This window comes from Streptomyces lunaelactis, assembly GCF_003054555.1.
In the GTDB taxonomy this organism is placed as follows: Bacteria; Actinomycetota; Actinomycetes; order Streptomycetales; family Streptomycetaceae; genus Streptomyces; species Streptomyces lunaelactis.
This window is the reverse complement of record NZ_CP026304.1, coordinates 665,687-691,606: the sequence shown is the minus strand read 5'-3', so window position 1 is coordinate 691,606 and position 25,920 is coordinate 665,687. Positions and strand designations below refer to the sequence as shown.

Genomic DNA, 25,920 nt, shown 5'->3' with positions numbered 1-25,920 from the left:
GCGATGAAGGAGTCAGCCATGAAGGGGCCCGAACCGACCGAACCGACCGAACGGGCCAACGGCTTCTGGGCGCAGGCGACCGCCGACCCGGACCGTACGATCCTGATCGCACCGGACGGCGAGGCATGGACCGCCGGGCGGCTGCACGCCACCGTCAACCAGCTCGTCCACGGACTGCGCGCGGCGGGTCTTGAGAAGGGCGACGCCTTCGCCGTCGTCCTCCCCAACGGCGTCGAGCTCTTCGCCGCGTATCTCGCCGCCTCTCAGGCCGGGCTCTATCTGGTCCCCGTCAACCACCACCTCGTCGGCCCCGAGATCGCCTGGATCGTCTCCGACTCCGGGGCCAAGGTGCTCATCGCGCACGAGCGGTTCGCGGGCGCCGCGACGGCCGCCGCGGACGAGGCGAAACTGCCCGCGAGCCACCGCTATGCCGTGGGCGGGATCGACGGCTTCCGCCCGTACGCCCAACTCCTCGACGGACAGCGCGCGTTCGTGCCGGAGGAACGCGCACTGGGCTGGGTCATGAACTACACCTCGGGCACCACGGGCCGGCCGCGCGGCATCCGCCGTCCGTTGTCGGGAAAGCTCCCCGAGGAGACGTACCTCGGCGGCTTCCTCGCCATCTTCGGCATCAAGCCCTTCGACGACAATGTGCACCTCGTCTGCTCGCCGCTCTACCACACCGCCGTGCTCCAATTCGCGGGCGCCGCCCTGCACATCGGCCATCAGCTCGTCCTGATGGACAAGTGGACACCCGAGGAGATGCTGCGCCTCATCGACGCGCACCGGTGCACCCATACACACATGGTGCCGACGCAGTTCCACCGGCTGCTCGCGCTGCCCGAGGAGGTGAGGGCGCGGTACGACGTGAGCTCCATGCGGCACGCCATCCATGGCGCTGCCCCCTGCCCCGACCACGTCAAGCGGGCGATGATCGACTGGTGGGGGAGCTGCGTCGAGGAGTACTACGCGGCCAGCGAGGGCGGTGGTGCGTTCGCGACGGCCGAGGACTGGCTGAAGAAACCCGGCACCGTCGGCAAGGCCTGGCCCATCAGTGAACTGGCCGTGTTCGACGACGACGGCAACAGGCTCCCGCCCGGCGAACTCGGCACCGTCTACATGAAGATGAGCACCGGCGGCTTCAGTTACCACAAGGACGAGGCCAAGACGCGGAAGAACCGCATCGGCGACTTCTTCACCGTCGGTGACCTCGGCATCCTCGACGAGGACGGCTACCTCTTCCTCCGCGACCGCAAGATCGACATGATCATCTCGGGCGGCGTCAACATCTACCCCGCCGAGATCGAGTCGGCCCTGCTCACCCATCCCGCCGTCGCGGACGCCGCCGCTTTCGGGATCCCGCACGCCGACTGGGGCGAGGAGGTCAAGGCGGTCGTCGAGGTGGCCGATGGCCGGCAGCCGGGCGAGGCCCTGGCGGCCGACATCCTCGCCCACTGCGAGCGCCAACTGGCCGCCTACAAACGCCCCAGGACGGTGGACTTCATCGACGTCATGCCGCGCGACCCGAACGGCAAGCTCTACAAGCGGCGGCTGCGCGCCCCGTACTGGGAGGGCCACGAGCGGGCCATGTGAGTTCCGGGCACCTGACCGTGGTGCCCGGACGAGCCACTCTCCTTCAGGGCGGCGTGCACATGGCGCTGTTCGCCGCCTTCGTGTTCCTCTCGTTCAGCCCGTGACCCTTCAGCCCCGGCCCCGTCAGTTCCTGACCCGCACCACCTTGAGCGCGGGCGAGCGCAGGATGTCCCTCTCGCAGAACCGTGACGTCACCCAGCGCTCGCCCGAGAACAGCTCGGTCTGGTCGCTGAAGTAGGGCGATGCGGGGTTCGACGACTGGGAGTACGTGAGCAGGGTGCGCGCCACCGGGCAGCGCCCGCCGTCCCAGCCGACGGCCTGGATGTGGCTCGAACCTGTCACTACCTCGGTGTAGCCGCCGCCCGCCGGATTCCACACCGGCTCGATCTTGTTCCAGACGCCGAGCCCCTCCGTGCCGCCCGGCACCGGGATGCGCTTCCCGTTCCGTACGACGAACTGGTGCTCGCCGAGCGGCGCGTCCAGCGGAATGCCCGCCGTACGCAGCTCTGCGACGGCCGCGGTGAGAGCTTTCGCGAAACCGGGCGACGTGGTGTTGAGCGTGTTCGGCGTACGCACCGGGTCGGCCGCCGAGAACGGCACCTTCCACAACTCCGCCGCCGGCACCGTCGCCGTGAGCCCCCGCCAGAACCGGTCGAAGAGCAGCGCGCCCCTGCTGCCGGTGTTCATGGTCCGGTCCCACGTCGCCAGTACGCCGCAGGCCCGGGCGAGATCGGGGCTCTTGTCGGGCAGCGCCGAACACGCCTTCGCCGTGTCGGCCGCGGCCAGATCCCCGGCGGGCGCGCGGTTCGCGAACTGTTGCTTCTGCAGATCGGCCACCGTCAGCCGGCCCTTCTCCGCCATCGAGGCCACATCCTCGATACCGCCGCGGGTGCGCAGCGAACTGGGTGTGCCGAGGGAGCCGAAGACCCGCTCGTAGCCGGTCAGCGGCAGGTCGGCATTGGTCAGCCAGGCGCTGTCGTTGGAGTTCTGCGCGTACGGAGCGCCCTTCAGCGTCGGCATCTTCGAGGGGCCGAAGATGCCCGGCTGCACGGCGTCCTCGTCGGAGCCCAGCGCGCAGTCACCGCGCGAACCGTCCAGCACCGCCACACCCGACGCCGGGTAGGTCACCTTGCCGAGCGGGGTGGAGCAGCGCTGCGCCAGCTCGTCCGTGATCCGCGGCAGCACCTGTGACTGCGAGAAGAGCGTGTGCCCCTTGGAGTCGGCGGCGATCGTGTTCACCCACGGCAGGCCCTGAGTGCGCTTCAGTGCCTTGAGCATGTCGTCCCTTGAGCGCGCCTTGCCGAAGGCCAGCGCGGTGTCGGAGCCGCGCAGATTGCTGGCGTTGGGGTCGTTCAGCGCGTACGCCGTCGTGGCCGACCACGGCAGCGGCAGCGTCGGACTGAGCGCGGTGACGACGGGTCCGTACCGCGTCCACCACTGCGTACGGGTCACGGGCGCACCGTCCTTGACCGGGACGGTGACGGTCCGCTTCGTCATCCGCTCCGGCTTCCCGTCCACCAGGTACGTGGTCGGGTCGGCCGGATCGAGGGCCAGCTGGTGCAGATTCAGCGTGACGCCGGTGGCGACGGTGTGGCTCCACGCCACCTTGTCGTTGAAGCCGATGTTGACCACGGCGGTGCCGAGCAGCGAGCTGCCCGAGACATTCAGCTCGCCGGGGATGGTCTGCTGCGACTGCCAGAAGCGGCGGCCGCCCTGCCACGGATAGTGCGGATTGCCGATCAGCAGTCCCCGCCCGTTGGCGGTCGTCTTCCCGCTGAACGCGACGGCGTTGGAGCCCATGTCGGCGTTCTCGGCGGCGAACAACTCCCGTGCGGCTTTCGCCGTCCGCTCCGCGTCCGGGGGAGCGACCGGGGTCGTGCCCGGCGGCCGTGCCGCCGTGATGCCTTCGATGCCGCGCCCCTGGCCGCCGAGTACCGAGACGGCGAAGCCGCGCCTGGCCACGTCCAGAGTGGTCACGGGCCCCACCCAGCCGGCGTTCTTGCAGGCCGGATCGGTGATGCGATTCTGCTTCAGCCAGGCGTTGTAGCCCGCCGCCCAGCCCCGCATCAGCTCCTTGGCCTGCTTGCCTGCGCCTGCCGGAGCGGGAGTGGCGAGCAGCTTCTCGACGGTGCCGGCGTCTCGTACCCCGCGGAAGTACAGATCGCTTGAGAGGTTCTTCGTCGCCGAGGAGAGCGAGCCGTCCGGGGCCGCGTCGGGGCCGAAGTAGCGGGAGCGTTCACCGCGTACCGTGACGAAGCCGTCGGCGAGCGTGCACACCTGGTCGGCGGCCTGCGCCCAGCCGGTGCCGAAGCCGAGGTTCGCGTAGTCCTTGGCCACGATGTGCGGGATGCCGTGCTCGGTGTAGCGGATGACGGCGGACAGACCGCCGCCGGAAGGGTGCCGGTCATGCCGCTCATGCCGGTCACCGGAGTCGGCGGCCGCGGCCGGCGGCAGCGTGGCCGCGGCGGTCACCAGGGCGATGCCGGTGAGCGTGAGCCGTCTCAGGCGGGTTCTCGGGCGGGTGCGGAAGAGCAACGTGCCTCCCAACGGGACTGCGGTGATTGCGGGTTGGTCCATGCATTCAGCCATGGCGATCCGTGTCAACATCCCGTTCGGTATCCGTGGGCTCGACCGACGCGGGCGCCGCTGGGATCGGCGGCATGACAGAGCACGAGGGCCGGATGGACTCCTCGCCGTCCGGTATCGGCAGGTTCGGATATTCGTCCGTGCGGAACAGGGCCGTCAGGCGTTGTCAGTGGACAAGGACACACACCGGAACCCGCGCCGGACTGTCGCCCGGGTGAGTCGGCCCGGGGCGGCGGGCTACTCCCAGAGGCGGAGCCGGGTGCGGGCAGCGATGACGATCCAGGCGCGGGTATGAGCATGCGCCTCCTTGCGCAGACCAAGTCAGGCGCTGTGCGCGATTCCCTTCATCGGCGGGCCGGTACCTGACACGATGTCGGTCTGGGGTATGGCTGGTTGGGGGGATTCATGGCGTCTGACGATGGTGGTGTGCCTGAGCGGCAGGAGGTGCCGGGTGCCGGTGAGCAGGGCGCGCGAAGATCCGCCGGGCAGAGTCGCTGAAGCGTCGCGGTCGTTGACGGGGGTGAGCTAGTGCGGCCATTCTCCGCCGGTGCACTCGAACTCTTGACCATCGCCGGTGAGCTCGCGCGTAGCCGCAATGCGGCGGTGTGTTCGTCGAAGGATCTGGCTATCGCTGTGGTGGTCTACCGCAAGCTGCTGGTGAACCGCGAGTTCGAGCCGGTGCAGCAGCCGAGTCTGTCCCCGGAAATGCTGGGTTTCGACACTTCGGTGGAGCGGCTGGTAATGGGGAACGGAGAACTCGAGGTGGCAGAACTGGTCGCCCTGGCGGCTTCAGAGAATCCGGATCTGGCGGAATATCTCGAGTGAGGAAACTTCGGGGGCGGGTGCCGTTCTTCTCCTTGTGGGTCTTGTGGTCTGTGGGCGGGAGGGAGGCACTCGGTCACCCGGGATCTGGAGGATGGGCTTGGGCTTCCTCGCCCAGGAGTTGCGGGGGCCCGTGCGGGTGAGGCGCTTGGTCATCACGGTGATCAGTGCCCAGTTCGGATGGGCTTCGCTGTGCTGAGAAAGACGTTCGTAGTCGTGGACACTGCGGCGGGCGTTCATCACCCAGCCCAGTGTCCGCTCGACCTTCCAGCGGCAGGGAAGGACGACGAATCCTTTGTCGCCATTGGGTCGGGAGACGGTCCGCAGGGTGAGCCAGAGACGGTCTTCGGCCCAGGTCACGAGCTGGCCGGTATCGGCGGAGTCGGCCCAGACCTGGGTCGCTGGATCGAGGCCGTCACCGCCGTCGTCGTCGCGCGAGGCGACGTCACGGAAGCCGAACTCATCGACCACGCACGGGAGAAGCTCGCCCACTTCAAGGCCCCCGAAAAGGTCCTGTTCGTGGACGAGCTGCCGCGCAACGCCACTGGCAAGATCCTCAAGCGCGAGCCCCGGGACCGCTTCACTTCGGCCTGAGGTCCACGACCCGCTTGAGTTTGCCCACCGACCGCTCCAGCGTCTCGGGGTCTACCACCTCGACCGCGACCGACACCCCGACGCCGTCCTTCACGGCCGCCGCGATCGCCTGTGCGGCGGCCGCCCGCTGCTCGGGCGTCGCCTCCGCCCGCGCCTCGGCCCGTACCGTCAGCGCGTCCAGACGGCCCTCGCGGGTCAGCCGCAGCTGGAAGTGCGGCGCGACATGCGGCGTACGGAGCACGATCTCCTCGATCTGGGTCGGGAAGAGGTTCACCCCGCGCAGGATCACCATGTCGTCGCTGCGTCCGGTGACCTTCTCCATGCGCCGGAAGACCCGGGCCGTGCCCGGCAGCAGCCTCGTCAAGTCCCGTGTCCGGTAACGGATCACGGGCATGGCCTCCTTGGTGAGCGAGGTGAACACCAGCTCACCCGGCTCGCCGTCCGGCAGCACCTCGCCGGTGAACGGATCGACGACTTCCGGATAAAAATGGTCCTCCCAGATGTGCAGGCCGTCCTTGGTCTCCACAAACTCCTGCGCCACGCCCGGGCCCATCACCTCCGACAGCCCGTATATGTCGACGGCGTCGATCGCGAACCGCTCCTCGATCTCACGCCGCATCTCCTCCGTCCACGGCTCCGCCCCGAAGATGCCGACCTGGAGAGAGGTCGTACGGGGATCGACGCCCTGGCGCTCGAACTCGTCGAGCAGGGTGAGCATGTACGAGGGGGTCACCATGATGACCTCGGGACGGAAGTCCTGGATCAGCTGCACCTGGCGGGCGGTCATGCCGCCGGAGGCCGGGATGACCGTACAGCCGAGCCGCTCCGCGCCGTAGTGCGCGCCGAGGCCGCCGGTGAACAGCCCGTATCCGTACGCCACATGGACCTTGTGCCCTGGGCGGCCGCCCGCCGCGCGGATCGAGCGGGCCACCACGTCCGCCCAGGTGTCGAGGTCGCGCTGGGTGTAGCCGACGACGGTGGGACGGCCCGTGGTCCCGCTGGAGGCATGGATCCGTCGCACCTGGGACTGCTCCACCGCGAACATCCCGAACGGGTAGTTGTCCCGCAGATCGGTCTTGGCGGTGAAGGGGAAGCGGGCGAGATCGGCGAGCGTGCGGCAGTCGTCGGGACGCAGCCCCGCTTTGTCGAAGGCCGTCCGATAGAAGCCGACGTTCTCGTACGCATGGCGCAGGATCGCCCGCAGCCGTTCGAGCTGCAGCGCCTCGAGCTCCTCGCGACTGAGCCGTTCCGCCGCGTCCAGCAGGTCCGTCATTCGGATTACTCCCGTCCCAAACCGGACGACCGATCATTCGGTCGTGCTGTTTCGAGATCAGTTATCCAGCCCGCACCGCCGGGCGTCAAGGCATCGGCCAGGTCCTTCTCGGCTGCCGGGACGCGGCGGCGACCGGCTTGTGAGGCCGTGCTCCGAGCGTAGAGCGAGCTCGTCGTGCAGCCGGGTGGCGGGCACTTCCCCCGGCTCGACGATCCGGAGTGGTGCGTACGGGCGGTTGCCGCGTCCTGTCGCGGTGAGCCGTGCCCGAGTGGGGATGATGCGGGATAGAAGTTGATCCCGCAATCAACCGCTTGAGAAGTGGAGACCGCGATGCCCCAGCCCGAGGGAGCCGAGCTCGACGCCGTACTCGCCCGCAGGGAAGAGCTGCGCCGGCGCTATCTGCGCCCGCCCCCCGACCGGCCTCCGACCACGGCGCGCGGTATCCACCATGTGGCCTTCATCTGCCGCGACGTCGAGGAGACCATCCGCTTCTACCAGGAGTTCCTGGGCTTCCCGCTGGTCGAGATCGTGGAGAACCGCGACTACCGCGGCTCCACCCACTTCTTCTTCGACATCGGCCACGGCAATCTGCTGGGCTTCTTCGACTTCCCCGGCCATGACCACCCGCCCATCACCGAGACGATCGGCGGGGTGCAGCATCTCGCCCTGTCGGTCGACGCGGCGCAGTACGACGCGGCCCGCAAGGCGCTGGACGAGACAGGTGTCGAATACCTCGGCCCGGACCGGGGAGTCGGGGACAGTCTGTACATCCGCGACCCCAACGGCGTGCCGCTGGAGCTGTACCGGGAGCAGCTCGGCATCTTCAACGGCGAGCGCATCCTCGGTCCGGCCGACGGCGAGGCCTGCTGATCGCCTCGGCAGCACACGTACGGCACGAGCGGCAGCTCGGCCCGCTCCGCACGGCAGCTCGACGCGCTCCGCAGGGCGGCGCCGGCCTGCTCGCCGCAGTCCGTCCGCGCGGCCTGAACGGCCGCCCGCGGGCCGTCACTGCGCGGCCGACTCCACGGCCACCGTCCGCGCCCAGCGGTAGTCCGCCTTGCCGCTCGGCGAGCGCTGGATCTCCTGCGCGATCACCAGCTGCCGGGGGATCTTGTAACCCGCGAGCCGGGTGCGGCAGTGCGACTGGATGTCGTCCAGCGAAGGGGTGAGCGCACCCGCGCGCAGCTGCACCACAGCCGCCACATGGTTGCCCCACCTGCTGTCCGGCACCCCGGCGACCAGCGCGTCGTACACATCCGGATGGGATTTGAGCGCCTGCTCGACCTCCTCCGGATACACCTTCTCGCCACCGGTGTTGATGCACTGCGAGCCACGGCCGAGGACGGTGACGATGCCCTCCTCGTCCACCGTCGCCATGTCGCCGAGCAGTACCCACCGCTCGTCGCCGCGCTGGAAGAAGGTCTCGGCGGTCTTCCTCGGGTCGTTGTAGTAGCCGAGGGGGACGTGTCCGCGCTGGGCGATGCGGCCCGGCTCGCCGGGCTTCACCGGTTCGTACGTGGCCGGGTCGACCACCGCCGTACGGGCGTTGACCCGCAGCCTGAATCCCTTCTCCGGCCCGGAGTCGTCGGTCGCGGTGCCGTTGAAGCCGGACTCCGACGAGCCGAAGTTGTTCAGCAGCATCACATTCGGCACCAGCGCGGCGAACTGCGCGCGCACCGTCTCGGACATGATCGCGCCCGAGCTGGAGACGCTGAACATCGAGGAGCAGTCGGTGCCCTTGAGCGGCCCGGACAGCGCGTCGATCAGCGGCCGCAGCATCGCGTCGCCGACCAGCGACACGCTGGTGACCTTCTCCTTCTCGATCGTACGGAGCACCTCTTCCGGCACGAACTTGCGGTGGATGACGATCCGCTGGCCGAAGTTGAAGCCGATGAACGCGGTGAGGGTGGAGGTGCCGTGCATCAGCGGGGGAGTCGGGAAGAAGGTGATGCCTTCGCCGCCCGCGGCCACCCGCTGGGCGAGTTCTTCGGGCGAGGAGACCGGCTCGCCGGTCGGCGCGCCGCCTCCGAGCCCGGAGAAGAACAGATCCTCCTGGCGCCACATCACCCCCTTGGGCATACCGGTGGTGCCGCCCGTGTAGATGATGAACTGGTCGTCGGCCGAGCGCGCCGCGAAGCCCCGTTCCGGGGATGCGGCCGCCTCGGCGTCCGTGAAGGGGACAGCGGACAGTGGGGGCGCGTCGTCCGGGGGAGTCCCCACCCGCACCAGATGCCTGAGCTTCTGGGTCTGCGGCAGCGCGGCCGCGACCCGCTCCGTGAACTCCGCGTCGAAGACGAGCGCGGCGAGATCGGCGTCCCGGTAGAGGTAGACGAGCTCCTCTTCCACATACCGGTAGTTGACGTTGACCGGCACGACGCGGGCTTTGAGGCAGCCGAGGACGGTCTGCAGATACTCGATGCCGTTGTAGAGGTGCAGGCCGAGGTGCTCGCCCGGCCCGATGCCGGCGTCGATCAGATGGTGCGCGACACGGTTGGCGGCCGCGTCGAGTTCCGCGTAGCCGAGTCTGCGCTCCGCGCCCGTACCGGGATGGTCGATGTACACAAGCGCTTCGCGGTCCGGGACCACATCGACGACCGATTCGAACAGGTCGGCAAGGTTGTACTCCACCGTTCCTCCTGACGCCCGGCGACATCCCGGCGAACTCCGGCTCGGCCGTCATTACAGCGCCGGTGGGCACAACTGGGAAGAGGTGCCGCAGAAGAAATCTGACTGACTGTCAGAAAGCTATTGAACTGAACCCCCGCCTACTGCAACCTGTTCTAGGTCTTGAGACGGGAGGCCCGCACATGGAACAACGTGGTGGTACCGAACACCTCACTGTGCAGCGCGAAGGCGCCACGCTGGTGCTCACCTTGAACAGGCCCGAGGCGAAGAACGCGCTCTCGCTGCCGATGCTGGTCGGGCTGTACGACGGCTGGCTGGAGGCGGACGAGGACGACGCGATCCGCTCCATTGTGCTCACGGGGGCAGGCGGCTCCTTCTGCGCCGGCATGGACCTGAAGGCCCTCGCGGGCAAGGGGATGGAAGGAGAGCAGTACCGGGACCGGATGAAGGCCGACCCCGACCTCCACTGGAAGGCGATGCTGCGCCACCACCGCCCGCGGAAACCGGTGATCACCGCCGTCGAGGGCCACTGCGTCGCCGGCGGGACCGAGATCCTCCAGGGCACGGACATCCGGGTCGCGGGCGAGAGCGCCACGTTCGGACTCTTCGAGGTCAAGCGCGGGCTCTTCCCGATCGGCGGCTCGACGGTACGGCTGCAGCGCCAGATCCCGCGGACACACGCCCTGGAAATGCTGCTCACGGGCCGCCCGTACAGCGCATCGGAGGCGCAGGGGATCGGGCTCATCGGCCATGTCGTCCCGGACGGCACCGCGCTGGAGAAGGCCCTCGCCATCGCCGAGCAGATCAACGCGTGCGGCCCGCTGGCCGTCGAGGCGGTGAAGGCGTCGGTGTACGAGACGGCGGAGATGACGGAGACGGAGGGGCTGGCGGCTGAGCTGAAGCGGGGGTGGCCGGTCTTCGACACGGCGGATGCGAAGGAGGGGGCGAGGGCCTTCGCGGAGAAGAGGGCGCCGGTGTATCGCCGGGCCTGAGCTTCCCGTACCGGGGGCGCTGCCCCCGGACCCCCGCGCCTCAATCGCCGGCGGGGCTTGAGGTTTGCGGTCCGGGCACCCCGCACCCGCACCCACCCCAGAAGAAAGGGCCCCCATGTCAGCAACCCCGTCCCCAGACCTCCTCCGCGCACCGCTCGTCGTCGAGTTCCCCTTCACCCGCTCCCTCGGCCCCGTCCAGTCCGCCTTCCTCACCGGACTGCGCGAGCGCACCGTCCTCGGTGTTCGGACCAGCGACGGCAAGATCCTCGTCCCGCCCGTCGAGTACGACCCCGTCACCGCCGAGGAGATCCGCGATCTGGTCGAGGTCGGCGCCACCGGGACCGTCACCACCTGGGCCTGGAACCCCGACCCGCGCCGCGACCAGCCGCTCACGACGCCCTTCGCGTGGGTGCTGGTGCGGCTCGACGGAGCCGACACCTCGCTGCTCCACGTCCTCGACGCCCCGGGCCCCGAATCCGTACGCAGCGCAATGCGCGTCCGCATCCGCTGGGCAGAGGAACGCACCGGCGCCATCACCGACATCGCCTGCTTCGAGCCGCACGAGAGCGAGCCGACCGCCCACGTCACAGGACACAGCGGAGAGTTCGATGACGCGGTGACCGGCATCGTCACCCCCGCCCGGCTGGACTACACCTACTCGCCCGGCCGTGCGCAGACCGGCTTCATCAACGCCCTCGCCGGCCGCAGGACCGTCGGCGAGCGCTGCCCGTCGTGCCGGAAGGTGTACGTCCCGCCCCGCGGCGCCTGCCCCACCTGCGGCGTCGCCACCGCCGAACAGGTCGAGGTCGGACCGCGCGGCACAGTGACCACGTACTGCATCGTCAACATCAAAGCCCGGGGTCTCGACATCGACGTGCCGTATGTCTACGCGCACATCGCCCTCGACGGCGCGGACCTCGCCCTGCACGGCCGCATCGGCGGCATCCCGTACGACCAGGTACGGATGGGTCTGCGCGTCGAGCCGGTGTGGACCGAAGGAAGCCGCCACCCCGACCACTACCGGCCCACGGGCGAGCCGGACGCCGACTACGACCTGTACAAGGAGCTGCTCTGATGCGATACGCCAGGGACGTGGCCATCGTCGCCTTCGCGCAGACGGACACTCTGCGGCGCTCCGACGAGCTCTCCGAGGTCGAGATGGTGATGCCGGTCCTGCACGACGTACTGCGGCAGACCGGACTGCGGAGCAGCGACATCGGCTTCACCTGCTCCGGATCCACCGACTACCTCGCGGGCCGTGCCTTCTCCTTCACCATGGCCCTCGACGGTGTGGGCGCCTGGCCGCCGATCTCCGAGTCGCATGTGGAGATGGACGGCGCCTGGGCGCTGTACGAGGCCTGGGTGAAGATCCTCACCGGCGAGGCCGACACCGCACTCGTCTACGCCTACGGCAAGTCCTCGCCCGGCGAGGTGCGCGATGTGCTGACCCGCCAGCTCGATCCGTACTACGTCGCTCCGCTCTGGCCCGACTCGGTCGCGCTCGCCGCGCTCCAGGCGCAGGCGCTGATCGACGCGGGCGGGACCGACGAGCCGGCGCTGGCCGCCGTCGCGGCCCGCAGTCGCACCGACGCGTCCGACAACCCGCACGCTCAACTGAAGGGTTCGATCCCGTCGGGCGAGTACATCGTGCGGCCGCTGCGGAGGGGCGACTGCCCGCCCGTCGGCGACGGCGCGGCCGCCGTGATCCTCGCCGCCGGGGACCGCGCCCGCGACCTGTGCGAGCGCCCCGCCTGGATCCGCGGCATGGACCACCGCATAGAGCCGCACAGCCTCGGCGTCCGTGACCTCACCGACTCGCCCTCCACCCGGCTCGCCGCCGGGCGCGCCGGAGCCTTCGAGGCGCCGCTCGACACCGCTGAACTGCACGCCCCCTTCAGCTCCCAGGAAGTCGTCCTGCGGCGATCCCTCAACCTCAACGACAGCGTGAGGGTCAACCCGTCCGGCGGAGCGCTCGCCGCCAACCCCGTCATGGCCGCGGGCCTCATCCGCCTCGGCGAGGCCGCCGCCCGCATCCACCGCGGCGAGTCCGACCGGGCGCTCGCCCACGCCACCTCCGGCCCCTGCCTCCAGCAGAACCTGGTCGCCGTACTCGAGGGAGAGTCATGAGCAAGGCTGCGAGCGCGAAAGAGTGCGTGGCCGTCGTCGGCATCGGCCAGACCAAGCATGTCGCCTCCCGCCGGGACGTCTCCATCGCCGGTCTCGTACGCGAAGCGGCGCAGCGGGCCCTGGAGGACGCGCAGCTGACCTGGGCGGACATCGACGCCGTCGTGATCGGCAAAGCCCCCGACTTCTTCGAGGGCCTGATGATGCCCGAGCTGTATCTCGCCGACGCGCTCGGCGCGGTCGGCAAGCCGATGCTGCGCGTCCACACCGCCGGCTCGGTCGGCGGCTCCACCGCGCTCGTCGCCTCCAACCTGGTGGCCTCCCGCGTGCACCGCACCGTGCTCACCCTCGCCTTCGAGAAGCAGTCCGAGTCCAACGCCATGTGGGGACTGTCGCTGCCGATCCCGTTCCAGCAGCCGCTGCTGGCGGGTGCGGGCGGCTTCTTCGCCCCGCATGTACGCGCGTACATGCGCCGCACCGGCGCGCCCGACACGGTCGGCTCGCTGGTCGCGTACAAGGACCGCCGCAACGCGCTGAAGAATCCGTACGCGCACCTTCACGAGCACGACATCACGCTGGAGAAGGTCCAGGCGTCCCCGATGCTCTGGGACCCGATCCGCTACTCCGAGACCTGCCCGTCCTCCGACGGCGCGTGCGCGATGATCCTCACCGACCGTGCGGGCGCGGCCCGTTCACCGCAGCCGCCCGCGTGGATGCACGGCGGCGCGATGCGCAGCGAGCCCACCATGTTCGCGGGCAAGGACTTCGTCTCCCCGCAGGCCGGCAAGGACTGCGCGGCCGACGTCTACCGGCAGGCCCAGATCGCCGACCCGCGCCGTGAGATCGACGCCGTCGAGATGTACGTCCCGTTCTCCTGGTACGAACCGATGTGGCTGGAGAACCTGGGATTCGCCGCCGAGGGGGAGGGCTGGAAGCTCACCGAGTCCGGCGTCACCGAACTCGACGGCGATCTGCCCGTCAATCCGTCGGGCGGGGTGCTGTCCACCAACCCCATCGGGGCCTCCGGCATGATCCGCTTCGCCGAAGCGGCGTTGCAGGTGCGCGGCCAGGCGGGCGAACACCAGGTGGAGGGAGCCCGCAAGGCACTGGGCCATGCCTACGGCGGCGGTGCGCAGTTCTTCTCCATGTGGCTGGTCGGTGCCGAACCGCCCACCACCTGATCCGTCCTCCGCACGGTGGCACGCCGCGGACCGGCCCTGGTCCTTCTTCCGTGGCCTGTCCGTGACCGGAGACGATCGCTAGTCTGAGGCCCGGACGACGAACCGGGAGGAGCAGGGACGTGGCCGAGAGCCTGACCACCACGCAGATGTTTTCGGGCTGGGACAAGCCGGAACTCGACCTCAGCAACGCTGACTGGCAGTCGAGCAGTCAGGGAACGGGAGACGTCCAGATCGCCTTTGTGGAGGGTTTCATCGCGATGCGCAACGGCGGCAAGCCCGAGAGCCCGTCGCTGATCTTCAGCCCGGCCGAGTGGCGTGCCTTCGTCCTGAACGCCCGCGACGGGGAGTTCGACCTCACCTGACGGTCTCGGCGGCGCGACGGAGAGGGGGTCGCGGGGTCCGAACGGCCGGGCTTTGAACACGTCGAGGCGGATTCGCGTATCACTCTGCGCACCCCTGAACCCGTGGTGCGCAGCGTTCCCACGAGAATTCCGTTCCGAGACCGTGAGGATCAGCCCATGAACGACCCCACCATTCCTCCTCTCCAAGCCCTTCCGGACGGCGAGGCCGAACTCCGGCTGGTGCTCCGTCTGCAGTGGGAGGACATCGCGGCGCTGGGGCAGGAGGCCGGGCGCCTCGCCGCTCAGATGCGGCGCCCGGTGAGTCTGGACGAGGCCGCCAGCCATCGGCTGCGTACGCGAGCCGCCGCGACCCACGCGAGGCCCGCGGCCGCGCCTCAGCACGGCGCACCGACCTCCGTGTCGTCCCTGACCGCCCGCACGCCCGGTGAACACGCCCGCCAGGCCATAGAGAAGATCAACGGGACCGTCGCCGGCGGGCACGAAACGACACAGACGTCAGCCTGACGAATCATTACGAATAACCCCTGAGCCGAACAGGTCCGCGTGCGGCCCGGCGGGCGTACTCTGAGGTGCCTCGAGGACGTATGTCCCGGTGCCGCCTCAGCACGCCGGGCGTACGCCCCGGCCGTGGGGGTGCACCATGACGCGACGCGCCGGCAGAAACAGACGTCGGCTCCTCGAACGCGAAGCCGAACTGGCCGCCGCGGACGAAGCGTTGTGCGAACTGGCCGGACTCAACCCGGACGACAGCGAACCCGCCGAGCGCCCGCGCGGCGCCCTGCTCGCCTTCGCCGGGCCCGCGGGCCTCGGCAAGACGACCCTGCTGGCAGAAGTCCGCCGGCGCGCGGCCGCCAAGGGCTGCACCGTGCTCTCCGCGCGCGGCGGCGACCAGGAACAGCGCGTCGCCTTCCACGTCGCCCGCCAGCTCATCCAGCCGCAGCTCGCGGGCTCCTCGGACGCCGCACTCCGTCTGCAGCTGGGGAGTTGGTACGCCATCGTCGGCCCAGCACTCGGCCTGTGCACCGCCGAGGCGGGCGCACCGCCCGACCCGCAGGGCCTGCGCGACGGCCTCGACTGGGTCCTCACCCATCTCGCCGTCCAGCGCGCCCCGCTCGTCCTGGTCCTCGACGACGCGCACTGGGCCGATCCGGAATCGCTGAGCTGGCTCGCCGCCTTCGCGCCCCGGGCCGAAGAGCTCCCGATGCTGCTCGTCGTCGCCTACCGGCCCGATGAACTCCCGGACCACGCCCAGCAGTTCCGCGGGCTGCCCGGCCGGGCCGGACACCGCCCCATCGACCTCGAACCCCTCACGGCCCCGGCCGTCGGCCGGCTCGTACGGGAACAGCTCGGCGACCACGCCGACGACGCGTTCTGCCGCGAATGCTGGGCCGTCACCGCGGGCAACCCCTTCGAGGCGATCGAACTCACCGCCAAGGTCCGCGACCGGGGACTCGAGCCCAACGAGGCCGGCGCGCATCTCCTGCGCGACCTCGCCGCCGCCGTCAAGGGCAGCGGACTCGTCGCCCGCCTGGAGCGCCTTGGCAGCTCCACCGTCCGCCTCGCCTGGGCCGGCGCCGTCCTCGGCACCGAGATCCCGCCCGCGCTCGCCGCGAGCGTCGCGGGCCTCGGCGCCGAAGAGGCCGCCGATGCCGCCGACCGGCTGCGCGACGCCCGCATTCTCACCGGCTCGGACACCCTCGAATTCGTCCACCCGCTGATCGCCACCGCCGTCTACCGCGCCATCCCCGACGCCGTACGCGTGGCCCTGCACGGACAGGCCGCCTGGTCCGTCGTGGACGCCGGACTCGGCTCCACGGCCGCCGCCCGCCACCTCATGGAGACCCACCCCGAGGGCGACCCCTGGGTCGTCCAGCATCTGCGCGCGGCCGCCCGCGAGACCCTGCGCGCCGGAGCCCCCGACGCCGCCCGCCGCCATCTCGCCCGTGCCCTGCGCGAACCCCCGGCCTGCGAGGACCGGGCCGCAGTCCTCTTCGAACTGGGCTGCGCCTCCCTCCTCACCGAGCCCGCCACCACCGTCAACCATCTGCGCGCTGCCCTCGAGGAGCCGATCGCCGACCCCGCCCTGCGCCAGGGCATCGTCTACCGCCTCTCCCAGGTGCTCGCCCACAGCGACCGGCTCGGCGAGGCCTCCGACACCCTCGCCCGCGAGGCGCGCCTCACCACCGACCCGCGCACCCGGCTGCGGATGCAGGCCGAGAAGTTCATGTGGGACGCCTTCCGTGCCGACGAGCCCGACTCGCCGGCCCGCTCCCGGCGCCTGGCCCGGCTCGCCGACCGGCTGACCGGGCGTGACCTCACCGAGCGCTACATCATCGGGCTGCGCGCCTGGGACGCCACACTGCGCGCCGAACCGGCCGCCGTCGCCCTGAGCCATGCCGAACGCGCCCTCGAAGGCGGGCTCGGCTGGGCCGCCGAGGACCGCGGTTTCGAAGTACCCGTCCTGGTCGCGCTCACCTTCCTGTACGCGGACCGGCCCGGCCGCGCCGAGGAGCTGTTCGCCGCGGGTACCGCGGAGTTCGAGCGCCAGGGCTGGCGCGGCGCCCATCTCTCGTTCGCGTACACGCTCCTCGCCTACATCCGCTTCCGGCGCGGACGTCTGGCGGAGGCGGAGGACTTTGTACGGGCCGGGCTGCGCCTTGCCGAACGCGTCGGGCCGCGAACGCCCGTCGAGTGGTACGCCCTCGGTACCCTCGTCGAGGTCCTGCTCGCCCGGGGGCGCCTGGACGAGGCGGTGCAGGTCGCCCTGGACCACGATTTCGGAGAGCCGTTCCCCGCGGCCGTGACCTTCCCCGACTCCCAGACCGTGTACGGGGAGCTGCTGCTGGCCCGCGGCCGTCCCAAGGAGGCGGCCGTGGAACTGGCGGCGGCGGGCCGGCGGCTCGACCCGCGCGGAATGCGCAATCCCGCCTGGTGTCCCTGGCAGCTGCATCTCGCGCTCGCCGAGGCACACGACGCCCCCGATCGGGCCCGGGAGATCGCACTCGATGCCGTGCACCGCGCCCGCAGGTACGCCACCGCATCGGCGATCGGCCAGGCACTGCGTGTCGCCGCAGAGGTCTCCGGCGGCACCGAGCGCACCGGTTTCCTCGAGGAAGCCGTGTACCACCTGGAGCGCTCACCCGCCGGGTACGAGCTGGCCCGCGCCGTCGTCGACCTGGGCACTCACCTGCGCCGCACCGGCCGTCCGCAGGAGGCCGCCGAGCATCTGTACCGCGGTCTCGAGGCGGCCGGGCAGTGCGGCGCGGACGGGCTCGTGGACAGCGCCCGCGACGAGCTCGCCGCCGCGGGGCTCCGCCCGAGGCGGCTCCGCGCCATCGAGACGGACGCCCTCACCGCCCGGGAGCGGACCGCCGCCGTCCTGACCGCCCAGGGGCGCGACGCGGCCATGGTCGCCACCGCCCTCCACCTCGACGAACAGGCCGTGACCAGGCTGCTCTCCGCCGTCTACCGCAAGGTGGGCACCGACAGAGCGGGATTGGCAGAGGCCCTCGGGGACGGCCTCACGGACACCCTGGAGGCTCCTCATGGAAGGTGACAGACGGCGGCCAAGAGGGTCCGGGCCCCCGCTCGGCCGAGCCCGCCCGGACACGTACCATGGCGGTATGTCCTTCCTCCGCCGCCGCAGCGCCGCCACCCCCGCGGGCCCGGACTTCGATGTCCTGGCCATGGACCCGGGCGACTGGCCCGGCAATCTCGGTGCCGGTCTGCTGCCCGCCCCCGACGGCAGCTGCCAGGGCGTCTTCCTGCGGTACGACCTGTTCGGCGGCCGCGGCCCCGCGATGATCATCGGCAATCTGCCGGAGGGCTCACCGGCCCGCGACCTCGAAGAGGGCGAGATCCCCTTCGAGGTGGCACAGCTGCTCCTCGCGCTGGAGAACGACGAGCCCGTCGACGTGGTGGACGTCGAGGACATGCCGGTGATGCAGGGCGACAACCTGCTGATCGTGCGTCGTCTCAAGCTCTCCGAAAGCCGTATCTCCTGCGTCCAGTTCGACCGCAGCGACAAGGTCCTGGTCACCATCGCCAGTTGGGACCGGCCGATCACGGACGATCTGTACGCGCTGCTCAAGCCGCTTCCCGCGGAGTTGTTCCAGCAGGGCTGAGCCCCACCCGGCGTAACGGCCCGCTGCGGCGTGCGCACGGCGGGCCGCACGGGTCAGTTCAATTCACCACGGCCACCCCGGCCGGAGACGACCTGGCGAGCCGGCTGATGATGCGGGACGCCGATGTGCCGAGCCCCGTGGGACCGCCCAGGTGCCACGAGGTGTCCTTCCGCAGATCCTCGTCCCTGTAGCGGCGCACTTTCCGGTGCCAGTTCAGAATGCCGGCGATCCAGTCCTCCAGCTCCCGCACATATGCGTCGAGCGCCGCCCTGCCCGCCTCGTTCAGCGCGAAGTCCTCGTACAGCACGGGGACTTCGTGCTCCTTGACATGCAGGAACTGACGCATCCGCCCGCGCATCAGGTCGTCGATGATCGCGACCGCGGTGGGGTAGTCGCAATCGAAGAAGGACTGCACGACCAGTACTGCGTTGTGCACCTCACCCTCGACCTCGACCTCCTTCTGGTAGGAGAAGAGGTCGTTGATGAGCACCGCGTAGTCCGACGCGGAGCTCTCCAGACTGCGTACCGTCCCGCTCCGGAAGATCTCCGGCGGCAGCCCGCGCGCGTGCCGCAGCCGGCACAGCTGCATGGTGAGGTCGGAGCCGAAGGTCAGCCGCCGCATCTCGATGTAGTCGACCGGGTCGGGGATGCGGTGCTGCGCCTGGTTGTGCAGCTCCCACAGCCAGCTTTCGAGCATGTCGTCCAGTGCCTTGCGCAGCGACGCCCGCGCCTCGGCACCCATCGGCCCCGCGGTGCGCGCCCACAGATCGGCCAGCCCCCGCTCCATCGGACTCACGGCCACCGCCGGGCCGGCGGCCGGTTCGTCGACGGGCATGCAGTCCATCAGCCGGTCGGTGCAGACCTTCGCGCCGACGAGGTTGCGCGGACGGCCGAAGACGAGCGGGTAGTAGTCGTCGCCGTACGTCCCCCAGGTCAGCCACTCCGCGCTGAGTTCCAGCTCCTCGAGACTGGCGTCGGGGTCCAGGCCTGCCGAGCACAGGGCGAAGTCGAAGCCTTCGAGCTGCTGTCTGTCCCAGATGTCGTCCAGCAGTCCCATCCGGTCCGTCCACTCGACGGACCTCCTCTTGGCGTCCTGGTGGTGCGGGCTCAGGGTCAGCGGGAAGGGCATGTCGAACTCCGGCAGCAGCGAAGGCCCGACCTGCCGCGGCACATGGGTGAGACTGCGCAGCCGCGCGGTTGCCGGGCGGCCGAACAGCGTCTTGATATCGAGCGCCGAGGTGCCGAGGACACCGCCGAACAGCGATTGCCCGGTGTCCACTTCCTCGTTCATATAGCGGCTGGAGCGCATGTGCCACTCATGGCCGCCGGACTGCCAGTCCTGAAGTCCCTTGGTGTACGCGGCCACTGCGGCACACTCCGCCGGGTTCAGTCCCTTCTCCAGGCAGAGCGCGGGGACTTCGGTGAGCGCGGTGTTCTCGAACTGCTGGACCCGGGAGGTCAGCAGATCGTTGACGGCTTCGGCCGCCTCCTGAGTCGTACAGCCCAGGAAGGTCTCAAGGACCAGCACACCATTGCTGAGCTCACCCTCGTCCTCGACCTCCCGCTGGTAGGAGAAGAGGTCGTTGCGCAGATGCACCGCGTCGGCAAAGGCGTCGGTGAGCACCCGCAGCGGGCGTGAACCGGCCACCGATTCGGGCACCTCGGCGCCCGCCGCGTATTCCACCAGCCCTGCCGACCAGGGCGCGCCGCCCACCTTGCGGCGCATCTCGATGTACTCGACGGGGTTGGCGATCCGCCCCTCGTTGATATTGGTCAGCTCCCAGAGGGATTCGTTCAGGAGGTTCTTCGTGGCCTCGGCGAACCGGACCCGCCACTCGCCGGACATGCTGGGCACGGTGCGCGCCCACAGATCGGCGAGACCGGCCTCCACCGCGTTGGTGGGCTCCGGCGTGCCCGCCGAGAGATCCATCGGCATGAAGTCCGGCAGCCGGTCCAGATACGCCTTGCCGCCCGCACGGTCCTGGCTCCGCTTGAAGATCTCCAGGAAGTGGTCGTCGAAGAAGAAGACCCACACATACCAGTCGGTGACGAGGGAGAGGGCGTCGGCGTCGCAGTCGGGATGGGTGTACGAGCACAGCAGGGCGTAGTCGTGCGCCTCGAGATCGCTCTCCTCCCAGATGCCGGACCCCTCCAGCATCCCCATCCGGCGCGCCCACTCTCTGGTGTGCCGCCGCGCCTCCTCGACATGCGGATTGAGCCGCGCCGGATACGGGACATAGAAATCCGGCAGTACGAAGGGCTGTGCCATGTGCGCCAGGGCCTTTCGGTGAGCACCCGCGCGCGAGAGCGCGGACCGGTCGTGGACGGGCCAGCCCTACCCGTCGCCCGTACGGCTCACGCTCCACGGCAATTAGTCGCACAAGCCCACAAAGTATGGGCGGTGCGCCACCGGACCCCACGAACGGTGGCGCACCGCGGCTACGGCAGTACGCGCACGTCGGACGCCTTCACAAAGGCGACCCGGTGCCCGAACTGGATCTCGTAGTACGCCTCGTTGCCGCGCACCACCCGGTGACCGGAGGTGTCGAACGTCGTCGCGTACAGGTATTCGCCCGGGACCCGGTCGCCCACCACATACCGCTGGCCTGCGAGCAGCTTGTACGGCAGCGGCGAGATCGCCTGTACCGGGACGCCCGCGGGGTACGCGGCGGCCTCCGGGTAGGCCCGCCCGTACACCGGAATCTCCGAGGCCCCCGCCTTGGGCGTCAGCACCCGGCCCCTGGCGGGCACCGCCGTCGGCTGCTTGCGCGGGTTGAGGAACCAGGCCTGCTGACCCAGGTACCAGATGGCCGTCCAGTCGCCCTGACGGTCGGCGACCGCGTACTGCTGGCCCGTCGAGGCCCGCGCACCCGTGTCGTTGACGCCGGTGGTGGAGTCCTGGCCGCCGGGGCGCAGACCGATGTCCTTGACCAGCGGGGCATCCTCGGCGGGCGCGGTGTGCAGCCGGACCGCGCCCGAGCCGTGCGGCGCACACGCTTCACCCGCCTTCGCGCAGCCCGTGTACACCGGCTGGTTCCTCACGTAGTCCGGACGGATCGTCACCACATCGCTGCGCGGTCCCGCGGTCGGCGTGAACGGGCGGCCGAGCAGCTGGAAGTAGTGCGCCCAGTCCCAGTACGGGCCCGGGTCGGTGTGCATCCCGGCGATCGTCGCCTTGGTCGTGCCCGGCACATTGTCATGGCCGAGGATGTGCTGTCGGTCCAGCGGAACGTCGTACCGCTGCGACAGGTACCTCACCAGCCGGGCGGACGTGCGGTACATCGCCTCCGTGTACCAGGCGTCCGGCGAGACCAGGAATCCCTCGTGCTCCAGGCCCACCGACTTGGCGTTCACGTACCAGTTCCCGGCGTGCCAGGCGACGTCCTTGAGCGGGACGTGCTGCGCGATGTGCCCGTCGGAGGAGCGCAGGGTGTACTGCCAGGAGACGTACGCCGGGTCCTGCACCAGCTTGAGGGTGGTGTCCCAGGAGCCCTCGGTGTCATGGATGACGATGAACTTCACTGTCTGGGAGACGGGCCGGTCCGCCAGGTCGTGATTGCCGTAGTCGCCCTCGCCGAACTCCTCGTACGGCGCCGGGATCCACTCGCAGGCCACCGTCCGAGGGCACTCGGTCTTCTTCGCGTCCGCCGTACGCAGACCGAGCCGGGCCACCTGCGCCGGGTCGGGCGACGCCCCCGGGTCCGCCGCGAGTGCGACGCGCTGCCCGCTGTCCGTGGTGCGGCTCTCGCCCGAGCGGATCACGTCGAAGACATCGTTGGCGTACGTCGTCGCGGTCGCCGTGTCGTCCGCGCCGGAGAAGTGCGCCACCGCGCCGTACCAGTCGGCCGCGTTCCGGCTCAGCGGCCGGCCGAGCTTCTTCTGCGCGTCGGCGAGGAGAGCCGCACCGCCGCGAACGTTGGCGGCCGCATTGTCGCGCAGCTGCTCGGCGGAAATGCCGGACAGGGCGGCCGCGCGGTCCAACGTCCTCAGCCGGGCCGGGAGTTCGGATGCCTTGGGCAGCGCAGCCTCGGTGATCTCCAGCGCCGCACGCGCGTCGTCGCCGCGAGGGTCCTCCGTGCCGTGCGAATGGTGCGGTGCCTCGGCGAGCGCGGACCTGGCGTCGGTCAGATGCATGGGTCCGTAGCCGCCGGTGACGCTCGCCGCGCCGCCGTGTGCGTCCCAGCGGGACTGCAGATAGGAGACGCCGAGCAGCACACTCTGCGGCACGCCGTACTGGGCGGCCGCCGCGGCGAAGCCGTGCTGCAGCGCGCCGGACGTGGGTTGCTCCGCGGTTGCGGACGGGCCGGCCGAGACGAGTGGCAGCAGCAGGGCGGCGGCCGCCACCGCGCCCCCTGCCCGCAGCAGGCGCCCGCGGGCGCTTCTCGGTCGTGCGGGGGCGGATGCTTGCACGGCAGCCTCCAGGGACGGGTGGTGCGCGACGGTGCCTGCGGGGTCGGACACGAGTACAGGGGTATCGGCTCCCGGACGATCCGTCAATCATGCTCAGCCACAAGGATTTCGCACGTCAGCGCGGGTGTCGCGGTCTTTCGCGGCGGCGGGCGCGGGGCCTGCGGCGCGTCAGTGGCATGGACCAATGTCCTTATAGGGAAGGCGAGTTCGGCCGTCCCGGTATTCGGTCAGGAATCGCTCAGGAGACCGCGCCACCGGGGCACAACAGCGCGCTGCGCGCCCAGTGTGTCGGCACTGGGCGCGCAGCGCGCTTCCCCCTCTGTGTGGTCGGTCAGCGAGTGCCGACCGCGGCGCGCACGGCCCGCCGTGCCAGCGCGCAGTCATCGTGCAGCCGCCGCAGCAGCAGCCGCTGTTCCTCGCCGGCCGACAGTCCACCGGACTGCGCCTGGCCGGCGCCCGCGGGTGCCGCCTCTCGCATCGTCCGCTGCACAGCCGTCTCGTACGTACGGATCTCCCGGGTCAGCACCAGCATCAGATTCACCAGGAACGCGTCCCGCGCCGCCGGTCCCGTCTGCTGCGCCAGCTGGCTGATCTGACGGCGCGCCACCGGCGCGTCCCCCAGCACCGCCCACAGTGTCGCCAGGTCGTACCCGGGCAGATACCAGCCCGCGTGCTCCCAGTCGACCAGCACAGGCCCCGTCGGCGACAGCAGGATGTTGGAGAGCAGCGCGTCGCCGTGACAGAACTGGCCCATGCCCTGCCTGCCTCCCGCATACGCCAGCCCGTGCAGCAGCTTCTGCAGGTCGCCGAGGTCACGGTCGGTGAAGAGGCCCAGCTCGTGATAACGCGAGATGCGGGAGGCGTAGTCGAGGGGGGCGTCGAACATCCCGGCCGGCGGCCGCCAGGAATTGAGTCGCGCGATCGCGCCGAGGGCGGCCCGTACATCGGCACGGGGCGGAGCCTCGGCCGGGTGCCGTGCAAGGGCCGCCGCCCGGCCCGGCATCCGCTCGATCACCAGTGTGCAGTTGTCGGGATCCGCGGCGACCAGCCGCGGGACCCGCACTGGTGGGCGGTGCCGGACGAAGGCGCGATAGGCAGCTATTTCATGACGGAACCGCTCGGTCCACGCGGGCGAGTGGTCCAGTAAGCACTTGGCGACCGCCGTGGTACGCCCTGTGGTGCCGACGAGCAGTACGGAACGTCCGCTGCGGCGCAGTACCTGAACCGGATTGAACTCCGGACAGATCCGGTGCACCGACGCGATAGCCATTCGCAGCTGCGCGCCCTGAGGGCCGGACAAGTCGATTCTCCCGCTGAGGGGTTGGCTGACCGCCCCCGCCGGCCGTCGAGCCCGGCCGGCGTGGGTGGGGTCGAGATACGGTCCTGTGCCGGCCGGCACAACGGGGGAGCGCTGCGGCCGGTGCGGAGCGGACACGGAGGACGATGCTGTGTACATGGGAGATACAGATCCCTTCGTGTGCCGACAAGTTACGTACGCGGCCCCGCCCCGGCAGCCGATCGGCACCCTGGGGAATGCCTCCGGCTGCCGGGCCGAGGTGGCGCGTTCCTACGTCACACCCCGCCGCGGGTGGCAGACCATCTGGCGCACCCTGGCGAAGCCTGGCGAATAGTCGCCACCCATCTGACAGGGGGTTACTGTCAACTCAGCCGAGAACCTGGGGGCTTGAAGTGACCGGAGAACCCAACACCCGCCTCTGCGACCTGTTCGGCCTGGCCGGCTGGTCCAAGGGGGAACTCGCAAGACTCGTGAACCGGCAGGCGGCGGCCATGGGCCACCCCCAGCTGGCGACCGACACCTCGCGGGTACGGCGGTGGATCGACATGGGGGAGTCCCCCCGCGATCCGGTGCCCCGCGTGCTGGCAGCTCTGTTCACCGAGCGACTCGGTCGTGTCGTGACCATCGAGGACCTCGGGTTCGTACGTATCGGGCGAGCGGGTAGGCGGCGGGACGTCCAGGGAAGTGACAACAACCCTGACGGCCTTCCGTGGGCGCCCGAACGGACGGCAGCGGTCCTCACCGAATTCACGGGAATGGACCTCATGCTCAACCGACGCGGCCTGGTGGGCGCGGGCGCCGCGCTCGCCGCAGGCTCCGCACTCAGCAGCGCCATGCACGACTGGCTGCACACCGACCCCGCACTCGTCCAGGACGCCCCACGTATCGACAGTCCCCTGCACGCCGACCCCGCTGGGTTCGACCGCTATGAGGCCGCCCCCATCGGGTCGCAGGAGATCGAGGCACTCGAGCGTTCCGTCGAAGTGTTCCGCGCCTGGGACGCCGCCCGCGGCGGCGGCCTCCAGCGCAAGGCAGTTGTGGGGCAGCTCAACGAAGTGGGCGGCATGCTCGCCTACCGGCACCCCGACCATCTCCAGCGTCGCCTGTGGGGCGTCGCCGCCAACCTCGCCGTGCTCGCCGGCTGGATGTCACACGACGTCGGCCTCGAACCCACCGCCCAGAAGTACTTCGTCATCGCCGCTCACGCGGCACGCGAGGGCGGCGACCGCCCGCGCGCCGGTGAAGCGCTCTCCAGGGCTGCCCGCCAGATGGTCCACCTGGGCCGTCCCGACGACGCCCTTGACCTGATGAAGCTGGCCAAGTCCGGCTCGGGTGAACAGACCCTGCCGCGCACCCGGGCGATGCTGCACACCATCGAAGCATGGGCACAGGCATCCATGGGACGCGGCCAGGCCATGCGCCGCACCCTCGGCGAGGCCGAGGACCTGTTCGTGTCCGACAAGGGCGATGTACCTGCGCCGAGTTGGATGCAGATGTTCAACGAGGCGGATCTGCACGGCATGGAAGCCCTGGCCTACCGCACCCTCGCCGAACACGACGCGACAGCGGCGAACACCGCGCAGGGTCACGCCAAACAGGCGCTGGACCTGCGGGAGGGCGGCCGCCAGCGCTCCAAGATCTTCGACTACATCTCACTGGCCTCGGCATGCTTCATCGCCGACGACCCCGAACAGGCTGACCGCTACGCCCGCCTGGCACTCGTCTCGATGGGGGAGACCTCCTCGCACCGGACGTGGGACAGGCTGCGGGAGATGTACCGACTGACCGGGCACTATGCGGGCTACGCGAAGATCCAGGATCTGCGCGAGGAAATCCAGCTGGCCCTGCCCAGCAGCCCGACGAAGACGTCGAGGAGCGCCGAGATCTAGGAACCACCGAACAGTTCCCACCGGTTCTGCTCAGAGGCTTCTGGCTCA

At 70.2% G+C, this 25,920-nt stretch carries 18 protein-coding genes and 2 pseudogenes; 13 read left to right on the top strand and 7 right to left on the bottom strand.

The features are described from left to right. Positions 1-18 precede the first annotated feature (18 nt). Entirely contained in the window at positions 19-1,593 is a 1,575-nt protein-coding gene (locus SLUN_RS03090; protein ID WP_108154484.1) for an acyl-CoA synthetase, read from the top strand. Between the two features lie 123 nt (positions 1,594-1,716). On the opposite strand, the gene SLUN_RS03085 is transcribed toward SLUN_RS03090, so the two are convergent. Then, a complete protein-coding gene (locus SLUN_RS03085; RefSeq protein ID WP_108154483.1) occupies positions 1,717-4,170 on the bottom strand; it encodes a penicillin acylase family protein in 2,454 nt (817 codons plus the stop codon). Between the two features lie 570 nt (positions 4,171-4,740). On the opposite strand from SLUN_RS03085, the gene SLUN_RS03080 reads away from it, so the two are divergent. Then, positions 4,741-5,004: a hypothetical protein gene (locus SLUN_RS03080; protein ID WP_159100169.1), complete on the top strand. Its 264-nt coding sequence runs from the start codon at positions 4,741-4,743 to the stop codon at positions 5,002-5,004. 96 nt (positions 5,005-5,100) lie between these two features. On the opposite strand, the pseudogene SLUN_RS03075 reads toward SLUN_RS03080, so the two are convergent. Continuing rightward, positions 5,101-5,400 (bottom strand): annotated as a pseudogene (locus SLUN_RS03075) (IS5-like element IS4811 family transposase); the annotation flags it as partial. On the opposite strand from SLUN_RS03075, the pseudogene SLUN_RS03070 reads away from it, so the two are divergent. Beyond that, positions 5,401-5,595 (top strand): annotated as a pseudogene (locus tag SLUN_RS03070) (AMP-binding enzyme); the annotation flags it as partial. Here SLUN_RS03070 and paaK read toward each other — a convergent pair. After that, positions 5,582-6,868, bottom strand: a complete 1,287-nt coding sequence (paaK, locus tag SLUN_RS03065; RefSeq protein WP_108147048.1) for a phenylacetate--CoA ligase PaaK — start codon at positions 6,866-6,868, stop codon at positions 5,582-5,584. The pseudogene SLUN_RS03070 and the gene paaK overlap by 14 nt on opposite strands. A 330-nt stretch (positions 6,869-7,198) precedes the next feature. Between paaK and SLUN_RS03055 the strand changes: the two genes are divergently transcribed. Then, positions 7,199-7,738 carry a VOC family protein gene (locus SLUN_RS03055; protein WP_108154481.1) on the top strand — a complete coding sequence of 180 codons (540 nt, stop codon included), beginning with the start codon at positions 7,199-7,201 and terminating at the stop codon, positions 7,736-7,738. 135 nt (positions 7,739-7,873) lie between these two features. On the opposite strand, the gene SLUN_RS03050 is transcribed toward SLUN_RS03055, so the two are convergent. Next, positions 7,874-9,496, bottom strand: coding sequence for an acyl-CoA synthetase (locus tag SLUN_RS03050; protein WP_108147047.1), 1,623 nt, complete (start codon positions 9,494-9,496; stop codon positions 7,874-7,876). A gap of 179 nt (positions 9,497-9,675) precedes the next feature. Between SLUN_RS03050 and SLUN_RS03045 the strand changes: the two genes are divergently transcribed. From SLUN_RS03045 to SLUN_RS03010, 8 genes are all read left to right on the top strand, one after another. After that, positions 9,676-10,485 carry a crotonase/enoyl-CoA hydratase family protein gene (locus SLUN_RS03045; protein ID WP_108147046.1) on the top strand — a complete coding sequence of 270 codons (810 nt, stop codon included), beginning with the start codon at positions 9,676-9,678 and terminating at the stop codon, positions 10,483-10,485. Between the two features lie 115 nt (positions 10,486-10,600). After that, positions 10,601-11,560 carry a Zn-ribbon domain-containing OB-fold protein gene (locus SLUN_RS03040; protein WP_108147045.1) on the top strand — a complete coding sequence of 320 codons (960 nt, stop codon included), beginning with the start codon at positions 10,601-10,603 and terminating at the stop codon, positions 11,558-11,560. Beyond that, positions 11,560-12,612, top strand: a complete 1,053-nt coding sequence (locus SLUN_RS03035) for a thiolase family protein (RefSeq protein ID WP_108147044.1) — start codon at positions 11,560-11,562, stop codon at positions 12,610-12,612. Before SLUN_RS03040 ends, SLUN_RS03035 begins: the two co-directional genes overlap by 1 nt. Beyond that, entirely contained in the window at positions 12,609-13,790 is a 1,182-nt protein-coding gene (locus SLUN_RS03030) for a thiolase family protein (RefSeq protein ID WP_108147043.1), read from the top strand. Before SLUN_RS03035 ends, SLUN_RS03030 begins: the two co-directional genes overlap by 4 nt. A gap of 146 nt (positions 13,791-13,936) precedes the next feature. Continuing rightward, a complete protein-coding gene (locus SLUN_RS03025) occupies positions 13,937-14,152 on the top strand; it encodes a DUF397 domain-containing protein (RefSeq protein ID WP_108154480.1) in 216 nt (71 codons plus the stop codon). A gap of 156 nt (positions 14,153-14,308) precedes the next feature. Beyond that, positions 14,309-14,656 (top strand): hypothetical protein, encoded by a 348-nt coding sequence (locus SLUN_RS03020; RefSeq protein WP_108147042.1) that lies wholly within the window; start codon positions 14,309-14,311, stop codon positions 14,654-14,656. Positions 14,657-14,792: 136 nt separating this feature from the next. Beyond that, the gene (locus SLUN_RS03015; RefSeq protein ID WP_108147041.1) at positions 14,793-17,708 is read left to right on the top strand and encodes an ATP-binding protein; all 2,916 of its coding nucleotides are present in this window, start codon (positions 14,793-14,795) and stop codon (positions 17,706-17,708) included. 67 nt (positions 17,709-17,775) lie between these two features. Then, on the top strand, positions 17,776-18,276 hold the full coding sequence (locus tag SLUN_RS03010; protein ID WP_108147040.1) for a hypothetical protein: 501 nt from the start codon (positions 17,776-17,778) through the stop codon (positions 18,274-18,276). Between the two features lie 58 nt (positions 18,277-18,334). On the opposite strand, the gene SLUN_RS03005 is transcribed toward SLUN_RS03010, so the two are convergent. The 3 genes from SLUN_RS03005 to SLUN_RS02995 form a co-directional block, all read right to left on the bottom strand. Further along, the gene (locus SLUN_RS03005) at positions 18,335-20,545 is read right to left on the bottom strand and encodes a terpene synthase family protein (RefSeq protein WP_108147039.1); all 2,211 of its coding nucleotides are present in this window, start codon (positions 20,543-20,545) and stop codon (positions 18,335-18,337) included. A 170-nt stretch (positions 20,546-20,715) separates the two neighbouring features. After that, entirely contained in the window at positions 20,716-22,638 is a 1,923-nt protein-coding gene (locus SLUN_RS03000; RefSeq protein ID WP_108154479.1) for an N-acetylmuramoyl-L-alanine amidase, read from the bottom strand. Between the two features lie 379 nt (positions 22,639-23,017). Then, positions 23,018-24,142: an aminoglycoside phosphotransferase family protein gene (locus tag SLUN_RS02995; RefSeq protein ID WP_108147038.1), complete on the bottom strand. Its 1,125-nt coding sequence runs from the start codon at positions 24,140-24,142 to the stop codon at positions 23,018-23,020. 233 nt (positions 24,143-24,375) lie between these two features. On the opposite strand from SLUN_RS02995, the gene SLUN_RS02990 reads away from it, so the two are divergent. Next, the gene (locus SLUN_RS02990) at positions 24,376-25,872 is read left to right on the top strand and encodes a DNA-binding protein NsdB (protein WP_108147037.1); all 1,497 of its coding nucleotides are present in this window, start codon (positions 24,376-24,378) and stop codon (positions 25,870-25,872) included. Positions 25,873-25,920 lie beyond the last annotated feature (48 nt).